Here is a 10,590-nt window from a genome sequence, read left to right as displayed (position 1 = left end):
GGGCGCGCCGGCCGGGCCCACGAGGTCTTCGAGCGCGTCGGTCGGCAGGCTCAGGTGCACCGGGCCGGGCCGGCCGGCGGCGGCGATGCGCATCGCCAGCGCCATGTCGGCGGCGACCGCATCCGCGCCGGCGCAGGTCCACGCGGCCTTGCACACCGGCGCCGCCATCTCGGCCTGGCGCATTTCCTGGAACGCGCCGAAGCCGTGCTGCCGGTTCGGCGCGTGGCCGGACAGCAGCACCACCGCAGACTCCGACATCTGCGCGGTGTAGAGCGCCGACACCGCGTTGGCATGGCCGGGGCCGCCGGTCACCAGCGCCACGCCGACCTCGCCGGTCAGGCGCGCCCAGGCGTCGGCCATGTGCACGGCGGCGGCTTCGTGGCGCACGTGCACCAGCGCGATGCCGGCGCCGAGGCAGGCATCGAAGACCGGCATCACGTGGTTGCCGGACAAGGTGAACAGGCGGCGCACGCCGGCCCGCGCCAGCGTGGCGGCGAGCGCGTCGGCGCCGCGTGGGGACTTCGCCATCGTTTTTTTTCCGTTCTCGTGGTTTCGGTGTGGGCCGGGCGCCGCCCGCGGCGCGGCCATGCCCGCAGTTTGCCAGCCCGGCGGCGTATCCGTCCCTGTTTTCTCCTGACAGCGTACTGTCAGGAGATGTCAGCGCCACACCCGGCAAGCGGGCGCGCGCGCGTGCTTCGGGATAGGATAGCGGCCTGATCGTACCAATACCGCATGCTGCGTGCCGCCGGCGACACTCGCCGCCGCGCCCCGCCCACCCGCAGCAAACCGCAAGCCAAGAGGACGCAAGCCATGTCATCCGGTGTCATCCGCATCCGCGGAGCCCGTCAGCACAATCTCAAGAATCTCGACCTCGACCTGCACACCGGCGAAATGACCGTGGTGACGGGGCCGTCCGGGTCGGGCAAGTCGAGCCTGGTGTTCGACACGCTCTACGCCGAGGGCCAGCGCCGCTACGTCGAGACCTTCAGCGCCTACGCGCGCCAGTTCCTCGACCGCATGGACCGGCCGCAGGTGGACCGCGTGGACGGCGTGCCGCCGGCGATCGCCATCGACCAGACCAACCCGGTGCGCAGCTCGCGCTCCACGGTCGGCACCATGACCGAGCTCAACGACCACCTCAAGCTGCTTTACGCGCGCGCGGCCGAGCTGTTCGACCGCAAGACCGCGCAGCCGGTGCGCCACGATTCGCCCGAGACCATCTACGCCGAATTGCAGGCGCGCGCCGCGCAGGACGATCCGCGCCTGGTGGTGACGTTCCCGGTGGAGCTGCCCGAGACCACCACCGAGGCCGAGATCGCGCAATGGCTGTCGGTCAGCGGCTACACGCGCGTGCAGGCGCAGCGCGTGGTCGCGTCGCCGACCGGCCCGCGCAAGGTGCTCGACGTGGTGGCCGACCGCTTCCGCCTCGGCAACACGGAGAAGGCGCGCGCGCTGGAGGCCATCGAGGCCTCACTCAAGCGCGGCGGCGGCCGCGTCAACGTCTACGTGCTCAACGCCGCCGACGAGGCGGCCGAGCCGCAGGTGTGGCGCTTCTCCACCGGCCTGCACAGCCCCGAGAGCGACATCCGCTACGCCGACCCGCAGCCCGCGCTGTTCTCGTTCAACTCCGCCTACGGCGCGTGCGAGACCTGCCGCGGCTTCGGCCGCGTGATCGGCGTCGACCTCGGGCTGGTGATCCCGGACGAGCGCAAGAGCCTGCGCGACGGCGCCATCAAGCCGATGCAGACGCCGGCCTGGAAGGAATGCCAGGACGACCTGATGCGCTACGCCGCGAAGGCCGGCATCCCGCGCGACGTAGCGTGGTCCAGCCTGACCGCGGCCGAGCGCGCCTGGGTCATCGACGGCTCGCCGGACTGGAACGGCAAGTGGAACACGCACTGGTACGGCGTCAAGCGCTTCTTCGACTATCTCGAGTCGAAGGCCTACAAGATGCACATCCGCGTGCTGCTGTCGAAGTACCGCAGCTACACCCCATGCGAGACCTGCGGCGGCGCGCGCCTGAAGACCGAGGCGCTGCTGTGGCGCCTGGGCGGCAAGGCCGGCGCCGACGCCGTGTGCGAGCCGGCGCGGCGCTTCCTGCCGCGCGGCGTGGACTGGGACCGCGGCCAGCTCGAGGCGCTGCCGGGCCTGACCGTGCACGACCTGATGCTGATGCCGATCGGGCGCATCCGCCAGTTCTTCGACGAACTCACGCTGCCGAGCCTGATGCTCGACGACGCGCTCAAGCTGCTGCTGGCCGAGGTGCGCACGCGCCTGAAATACCTGTGCGACGTGGGCCTGGGCTACCTCACGCTGGACCGCCAGAGCCGCACGCTCTCCGGCGGCGAGGTGCAGCGCATCAACCTGACCACGGCGCTCGGCACCTCGCTGGTGAAGACGCTGTTCGTGCTCGACGAGCCCAGCATCGGCCTGCACCCGCGCGACCTCAACCGCATCGTCGAGGCCATGCGGCGCCTGCGCGACGCCGGCAACACGCTGGTGGTGGTGGAGCACGACCCGTCCGTGATGCTCGCGGCCGACCGCCTGATCGACATGGGTCCCGGCCCCGGCGAGCGTGGCGGCAACATCATCTATGACGGCACGCCGGGCGACATCCGCGCCGCCGGCACGCTCACCGGCGAATACCTCGCCGGGCGCCGCCAGGTGACCGACCTGTCCGCGTGGGCGCCGCGCCCGGTGGACGCCGCCACGCCGCGCATCGTGCTGGAAGGCGCCACCGAGCACAACCTGCGCGACGTCACCGTGGCGATCCCGCTGCAGCGCCTGGTGTGCGTGACCGGCGTGTCCGGCTCGGGCAAGTCCACGCTGCTGCAGGACGTGCTCTACCCGGCGATGGCGCGCCACTTCGGCAAGTCCACCGACGCGCCCGGCGCGTTCCGCCGGCTGGAAGGCGCCGGGCAGGTCAGCGACGTGGTGTTCGTCGACCAGTCGCCGATCGGCAAGACCGCGCGCTCCAACCCGGCCAGCTACGTGGGCGCGTTCGACGAGATCCGCAAGCTGTTCGCCAAGGCGCCGATGGCGCTGCAGCGCAGCTACACCGCCGGCATGTTCAGCTTCAACTCGGGCGACGGGCGCTGCCCCACGTGCGGCGGCTCCGGCTTCGAGCACGTCGAGATGCAGTTCCTCTCCGACGTCTACCTGCGCTGCCCCGACTGCGACGGGCGCCGCTACCGCGCCGAGATCCTCGAGGTGAAGATCGAGCGCGCGCTGCCGGGCCAGCCGCCGCGCCCGCTCAGCGTGGCCGACGTGCTGGAGCTGACCGTGAGCGAGGCGGTGGCGTATTTCGCCGGCGACGCCGCGGTGCTGCGCGTGCTCCAGCCGATCGTCGACGTGGGCCTGGAATACGTCAAGCTGGGCCAGCCGGTGCCGACGCTGTCGGGCGGCGAGGCCCAGCGCCTCAAGCTAGCCGGCTACCTGGCCGAGACCGCGCACGGCGGCATGGCGTCGCGCAACAAGCCGCTGCCGCACGAAGGCCGGCTGTTCATGTTCGACGAGCCCACCACCGGGCTGCACTTCGACGACATCGCCAAGCTGATGCGCGCGTTCGGCAAGCTGCTCGACGGCGGCCACTCGCTGATCGTGATCGAGCACAACCTCGACGTGGTGCGCGCGGCCGACTGGATCATCGACCTCGGCCCCGAGGGCGGCGACGCCGGCGGCGAGGTGCTGTGCGTGGGCACGCCGCAGGACGTGCGGCAGTGCGCGGCGTCCCACACCGGGCAGGCGCTGCTGCACTACGACCGCGCCATCGGCCACGCCTTCGCGCTCGACGACGAAGGCGTGCCGCTGCAGGCCGCGCTGCGCGCCGCGCGCGAGCGCCGCGCGGTGGAAGGCGTGGACGTGGTGCGCATCGTCAACGCGCACGAGCACAACCTCAAGGCGCTCAACGTCGACATCCCGCACGGCAAGTTCAACGTGGTCACGGGCGTGTCCGGCTCGGGCAAGTCCACGCTGGCCTTCGACATCCTGTTCCACGAAGGGCAGCGCCGCTATCTCGAATCGCTCAACGCCTACGCGCGCTCGATCGTGCAGCCGGCCGGGCGGCCCGAGGTGGACGCGGTGTACGGCATCCCGCCCACGGTGGCGATCGAGCAGCGCCTGTCGCGCGGCGGGCGCAAGAGCACGGTGGCGACCACCTCCGAGGTCTGGCACTTCCTGCGCCTGATGTACGTGAAGCTGGGCATCCAGCACTGCATCCACGACGGCACGCCGGTCACTTCGCAGAGCCCCGAGTCCATCGCCGCGCAGCTGCTGCGCGACTACAAGGGCCAGCACGTGGGTTTGCTGGCGCCGCTGGTGGTCAACCGCAAGGGCGTCTACACCGACCTCGCCAAGTGGGCCAAGGCGCGCGGCAACACGCACCTGCGCGTGGACGGCGAATTCCTGCCGGTCGATCCGTGGCCGCGCCTGGACCGCTTCCGCGAGCACACCATCGAGCTGCCGGTCGGCGACATCAAGGTCTCGGCCGAGAACGAGGCCGCGCTGCGCGCGCTGCTCGGCCAGGCGCTCGAAGCCGGCAAGGGCGTGATGCATTTGCTGGCGCCGCTCGACGGCCTCGGCCACGCGATGGGCAACGGCGGCACGCGCGGCATCGGCGCCACCACGGTGTTCTCCACCAAGCGCGCCTGCCCGGTATGCAGCACCAGCTATCCCGAGCTGGACCCGCGCCTGTTCTCGTACAACAGCAAGCACGGCTGGTGCCCGAGCTGCGTCGGCACCGGCCTCACGCTCACGCGCGAGCAGCGCGCCGCCTTCGACGACACCGTGATGGCCGACGACAACCGCGGCCGCGAGCAGACCCTGCCGTCCGAGCAGCAGGAGCCCGACGACGTGGCCGACCTGCCGTGCCCCGACTGCGGCGGCACGCGCCTGAACCCGGTGGCGCGCGCGGTCACGTTCGACGCGCACGCCATCACCGACGTGGCGCGGTGGACCGTGTCCGACACCCACCGCTGGGTGCAGACGCTGCGCCTGGCCGGGCGCGACGCCGAGATCGCGCGCGACGTGGTCAGCGAGATCCGCAGCCGCCTGCAGTTCCTGGAAGAAGTGGGCCTGGGCTACCTCAGCCTGGACCGCGCCGCGCCCAGCCTCTCGGGCGGCGAGGCGCAGCGCATCCGCCTCGCCGCGCAGCTCGGCAGCAACCTGCAGGGCGTGTGCTACGTGCTCGACGAGCCCACCATCGGCCTGCATCCGCGCGACAACCAGATCCTGCTCGACGCGCTGCGCAAGCTCGGCGAGAAGGGCAACACGCTGGTGGTGGTGGAGCACGACGAGGACACCATCCGCCGTGCCGACCACATCATCGACATCGGCCCCGGCGCCGGCAAGCGCGGCGGCACGCTGGTGGCGCAGGGCGGGGTGGCGGCGCTGTCGGCCAGCCCCGACTCGCTGACCGGCCAGTTCCTCGCGCACCCGATCCTGCATCCGCTGCAGCCGCGCCGCGCGGTGCGCCCCGAAGGCAAGGGCCGCGAGGCGGTGCCGGCGCAATGGCTGACCGTGCACGGCGCCTCGCTGCACAACCTGCGCGGCGTCACCGCCGGCATCCCGCTCGGGCGGCTGGTGGCGATCACCGGCGTGTCCGGCTCGGGCAAGTCCACGCTCGCGCGCGACGTGCTGATGACCAACCTGCTCGACGCGGTGGGCCGCTCGGTGATGTCGTCGCCGGCCACGCGCCGCGCGCGCAAGGCCGCCGGCGCCGATGCCGCCAATGCCGCGCGCACGCGCAGCGCCGCGCGCGCCGAGCCGCGCCGCAAGCTCGACGTCGCGCACGACTGGCAGGGCTGCGACGCCGTCACCGGCTTCGAGAGCATCGACCGCGTGCTGGAAGTGGACCAGACCCCGATCGGCAAGACGCCGCGCTCGTGCCCGGCCACCTACATCGGCGTGTGGGACACCATCCGCAAGCTGTTCGCGCAGACGCTCGAAGCCAAGGCGCGCGGCTACTCCGCCTCGCGCTTCTCGTTCAACACCGGCGACGGCCGCTGCCCGGCCTGCGAAGGCCAGGGCGTGCGCACCATCGGCATGAGCTTCCTGCCCGACGTGAAGGTGCCGTGCGACGTCTGCCACGGCCAGCGCTTCAACCCCGAGACGCTGGCGGTGACGTGGCGCGGCAAGAACATCGGCGACGTGCTGACGATGGAGATCGACGAGGCGGTGGAATTCTTCGCCGCCATGTCCAACATCGCCCATCCGCTGCAGCTGATGAAGGACGTGGGCCTGGGCTACCTCACGCTGGGCCAGCCCTCGCCCACGCTGTCCGGCGGCGAGGCGCAGCGCATCAAGCTGGTGACGGAGCTGTCCAAGGTGCGCGACGACATCACGCGGCGCGGCCAGCAGGCGCCGCACACGCTCTACGTGCTGGACGAGCCCACCGTGGGCCTGCACATGGCCGACGTGGCCAAGCTGATCCGCGTGCTGCACCGGCTCGCCGACGGCGGCCACAGCGTGGTGGTGATCGAGCACGACCTCGACGTGATCGCCGAGGCCGACTGGATCATCGACCTCGGGCCGGAGGGCGGCGTGGCCGGCGGCGCCATCGTCGCCGCGACCGATCCGGAAGGGCTGGTGAAGGTCAAGGCCAGCCATACCGGGGCGGCGCTGGCGCCGGTGCTGGCGCGCGGGCGGGCAGTCGCCGCGCCGGCCGGCACGCAGGCCGCGCGGCCGCGGAAAGTCGCGGTGTCCTAGGGGCCGGCGCGGCGGCGCGGGCGCGCCGCGCCGTGCACCAACCTGGGCCGCGCCCGCCTGCCCGCCTGCACCAACTTGAGCGGCGCGGCGGCGGATTACCGGAAAGCGACCAAAGTGGCCATATGGAATACTCGGAAATGGCTATCCAAAGTAACGCCAATGCGCCCTATAGTTGTGCGCACGGTCACTCTACGGATAGATCCAGATATGAGGCAGGCGATTGAGCGCCAGGCGGCAACGCAGGCGCAGGCAGGCGGCATGCATGGCATGCCGGATCCGCTCGGCGGCGACGGGCTGTTTGCCGTGTCGACACCCAAGCTCGACCTCCGGCAGGCGCAGGCGCTGGCCGCGGAAGTGTATGGCATCGACAGCCGCGCGACGGTGCTGAGCAGCGAGCGCGACCAGAATTTCCGGCTCGACGGCCGCGATGGCGGCACCTACGTGCTCAAGGTCACGCACCCGGCCGAGGACCCCGGGGTAACGGATTTCCAGACCCAGGCGCAGTTGCACCTGATGCGTGCACAGCCGGCGCTGCCGGTGCCGGGCATCCTGCCGACCAGGAGCGGCGAGAGCATCCACTGGCGCGAGGTGGGCGCCGGCGGGCTGCGCCAGGCGGTGCGGCTGATCACCTTCCTGCCCGGCGTGCCGCTGTACAAGGTGGCGCGCAGCGCCAGGCAGCGCCAGGCCCTCGGCGGCGCCCTGGCGCGCTTCGACCAGGCCCTGGCGGGCTTTTCCCACGCGCATTCGAATCACCGGCTGCTGTGGGACATCCAGCACGTCTCCCAGCTGCGTCCGCTGCTGGCCCTGGTCGAAGACGGCCCGCGTCGCGCGCTGGCCACGCAGTTCCTCGACCATTACGAGCAGGCCACCGCGCAGCGGGTCGCGGGCCTGCGCCGGCAGGTCATCCATAACGATCTCAACGCCTACAACGTGCTGGTGGACGAGCACGACACCGAGCGCGTGACCGCGATCCTGGATTTCGGCGACATGGTGGAGGCGCCGCTGGTCAACGACCTCGCCGTGGCGTGCGCCTACCAGCTCGCCGACGCGCCCGACCCGCTGGCGACGGCGCTCGACTGCGTCCGGGCCTACCACCGCGTCCTCCCGCTGACCGAGGCGGAGGCCGGCGTGCTGCCCGACCTCATCGCCGCGCGGCTGCTGATCACGGTGCTGATCACCGGCTGGCGCGCGCGGCAGCATCCCGAGAACAGCGCATACATCCTGCGCAACAATGCCCTGTCGTGGACCGGCCTTCATCGCCTGGCCGCGTTGCCGCGCGGGCAGGCTGAACACACCGTGCTAGAGGCGATCGGCGGCGAACCGGAGAACCACCATGAGTAAAGACAAGGCCATGCTCAACGCCTTCGACCCCGCGCGGTCGGGCACGCTGGGCGACATCGACCGCGCGCTGATCGAGCGCCGGCAGCGGCTGCTGGGGCCGGCATACCGGCTCTTCTACGAAGAGCCGCTGCACATGGTCCGCGGCGAGGGCGTCTGGCTGTACGACAACACCGGCAAGGCCTACCTCGACGCCTACAACAACGTGGCATCGGTCGGGCACTGCCGCCCCGAGGTGGTCGAGGCCATCGCCCGGCAGGCCGCCACGCTCAACACCCACACGCGCTATCTGCACGAAGGCGTGCTGGACTACGCGGAGCAGTTGCTGGCCACCTTTCCCGCCGAGCTTTCGCAGGCGATGTTCGCCTGCACCGGCAGCGAAGCCAACGACCTGGCGCTGCGCATCGCCCGCCGCCACACCGGCGGCACCGGCGTGGTGGTGACGCAGCTGGCCTACCACGGCGTCACCGCCGCCGTCGCGGCGATCTCGCCGTCGCTGGGCAAGTCGGTCCCGCTCGGCGCGGACGTGCGCGCCGTGCCCGCGCCGGACAGCTATTTCGGCGACCCGGACACCGTGGGGGCGCGGTTCGCGCGCGACGTCCAGCACGCCATCGACGACATGCTCCGGCACGGCATCCGGCCGGCCGCGCTGATCGTGGACACGTTGTTCTCGAGCGACGGCGTGTTCGCCGACCCGCCCGGCTTCCTGCGCGAGGCGGTCGAGGTAATGCGCCGCGCCGGCGGCATCTTCATCGCCGACGAAGTGCAGGCCGGCTTTGCCAGGACGGGGACCGCGATGTGGGGCTTCCAGCGCCACGGCCTGGTGCCCGACATCGTCACGATGGGCAAGCCGATGGGCAACGGGCATCCGGTCTCGGGCCTGGTGGCCAGGCCGGAAGTGATCGCGGCGTTCGGCCGCGAGGCGCGCTACTTCAACACGTTCGGCGGCAACCCGGTGTCCTGCGCGGCCGCCCGGGCGACGCTGGACGTGATCCAGAAGAACGGGCTGCAGGAGAACGCGGCCGCGATCGGCGACTACATCCGGCAGGGCTTCGGCGAGCTGGCGCGCCGGCACGACCTGATCGGCGACGTGCGCGGCGCGGGCCTGTTCATCGGCGTGGAGCTGGTGCGCGACCGCGCGGGCAAGCAGGCCGCGGCCGACGAGGCCGGCCGCGTGGTCAACGCGATGCGCGAGAACGGCGTGCTGATCAGCACCACCGGCCCGCGCGGCAACGTGCTGAAGATCCGGCCGCTGCTGCCGTTCAGCCGCGCCAACGCCGACCTGCTGCTGGAGGTCGCCGACCACGCCCTGCGCGCGGCCTGAGCGTCCGGCGTTCCGCGTTCCGCGTTCAGGCCGGCGCGCGCTTCTTCGCGCCGCATTGCTCCACCACCCGGGCGAGCCGCTCCACGCCCGGGGCGATCTCGGCGAGCGGCACGCCGCCGAAACCCAGCACCACGGAGCGGTCTTCCAGGTCCGGGCGCGCCGCCACGAAGCGCGGGGCGCCGAGCACGATGTGCTTCGCCCGGGCCGCTTCCACCAGGGCGCCGGTGCCCGTCTTCAGGTCCATGCGCATGAACAGGTGCAGGCCGGCGCGCGCCTCCGACAGGCTGATCGCGCCGCCGAGCCGGCGCGTCAGGCACGCGCGCAGCGTGTTCTGCCGCTCCGCGTATTCGAGCCGCATGCGGCGGATGTGCTGGGAGAAGTGGCCTTCGTCGATGAAGTCGGCGAGGGCCGCCTGCGCATGGAGCTGGCCGGGCCGGTAGAGCTTGGCGCTGGCCATCGCGAAGGTCTGCGCCAGGTGCGCGGGCACCACCAGGTAGCCCAGGCGCACGCCGGCGAACATCGCCTTGCTGAAGGTGCCCACGTAGATGACCCGCGCATCGCTGTCCAGCCCCTGCAGCGAGGGCAGCGGCGCGCCGTCGTAGCGGAACTCGCTGTCGTAGTCGTCCTCCATGACCCACAGGTTGCGCGAGCGCGCGCTCTGCAGCAGCTCCAGCCGGCGCGCCAGCGGCATCACCACGCCGGTGGGATAGTGGTGCGACGGGCTGGTGACGACCAGGCGCGTGTGGCGCGGCGCGTGGCTCGCTTCCAGCGACAGCCCGTGCTCGTCCACGGTGCCGGCGCCGATGCTGAGCCCGGCCGACGCCAGCACCGTGGGGAACGCCCAGTGGCACGGGTTCTCGACCAGGGCCATGTCGCCGGGGTCGGCCAGCAGGCGCGCGCACAGGTCGATGGACTGATGCGTGCCCGAGGTGATGATGACCTGCTCCGGCTCGCACGCCACCGAGCGGGAGATCTTCAGGTAGCTCGCCACCGCCGCGCGCAGCGGCGCGAAGCCGCCGCCGTCGGCCGCGTACCCCGACAGCGAGAGGTCGCCCTTGCCGATGTGCCGGGACACCAGCCGCCGCCACAGGTGGAACGGGAACATCGAGGCATCGGCCACGCCGGGCACGAAGGCGCCGCTGGACTGGCTCAGGCCGCCGGGCAGGTCCTCCAGCATGCGCCCGCGCTGGGACAGGGCCATCGTGTGCCTGGCGTGGCTCGCC

At 71.9% G+C, this 10,590-nt stretch carries 5 protein-coding genes; 3 read left to right on the top strand and 2 right to left on the bottom strand.

The genetic code is table 11. The features are described 5' to 3' along the window. On the bottom strand, positions 1-528 hold a 528-nt coding region (locus K206_RS0123340), incomplete at its 3' end, for a thiamine pyrophosphate-binding protein (protein ID WP_029043990.1). A 282-nt stretch (positions 529-810) separates the two neighbouring features. On the opposite strand from K206_RS0123340, the gene uvrA reads away from it, so the two are divergent. The 3 genes from uvrA to K206_RS0123325 all read left to right on the top strand — a co-directional run bounded on the left by uvrA (position 811) and on the right by K206_RS0123325 (position 9,367). Continuing rightward, positions 811-6,705, top strand: coding sequence for an excinuclease ABC subunit UvrA (uvrA, locus tag K206_RS0123335; RefSeq protein WP_020204809.1), 5,895 nt, complete (start codon positions 811-813; stop codon positions 6,703-6,705). A gap of 258 nt (positions 6,706-6,963) precedes the next feature. Next, the gene (locus tag K206_RS0123330) at positions 6,964-8,046 is read left to right on the top strand and encodes a phosphotransferase (RefSeq protein ID WP_029043989.1); all 1,083 of its coding nucleotides are present in this window, start codon (positions 6,964-6,966) and stop codon (positions 8,044-8,046) included. Beyond that, positions 8,039-9,367 carry an aspartate aminotransferase family protein gene (locus K206_RS0123325; protein ID WP_029043988.1) on the top strand — a complete coding sequence of 443 codons (1,329 nt, stop codon included), beginning with the start codon at positions 8,039-8,041 and terminating at the stop codon, positions 9,365-9,367. Before K206_RS0123330 ends, K206_RS0123325 begins: the two co-directional genes overlap by 8 nt. 25 nt (positions 9,368-9,392) lie before the next feature. Here K206_RS0123325 and K206_RS0123320 read toward each other — a convergent pair. After that, a partial coding sequence (locus tag K206_RS0123320) for a PLP-dependent aminotransferase family protein (RefSeq protein ID WP_029043987.1) occupies positions 9,393-10,590 on the bottom strand: 1,198 nt, incomplete at its 5' end.

The organism is Cupriavidus sp. WS (assembly GCF_000395345.1).
Classification (GTDB): Bacteria; Pseudomonadota; Gammaproteobacteria; order Burkholderiales; family Burkholderiaceae; genus Cupriavidus; species Cupriavidus basilensis_B.
This window is presented reverse-complemented; position numbering and strand designations above follow the sequence as displayed.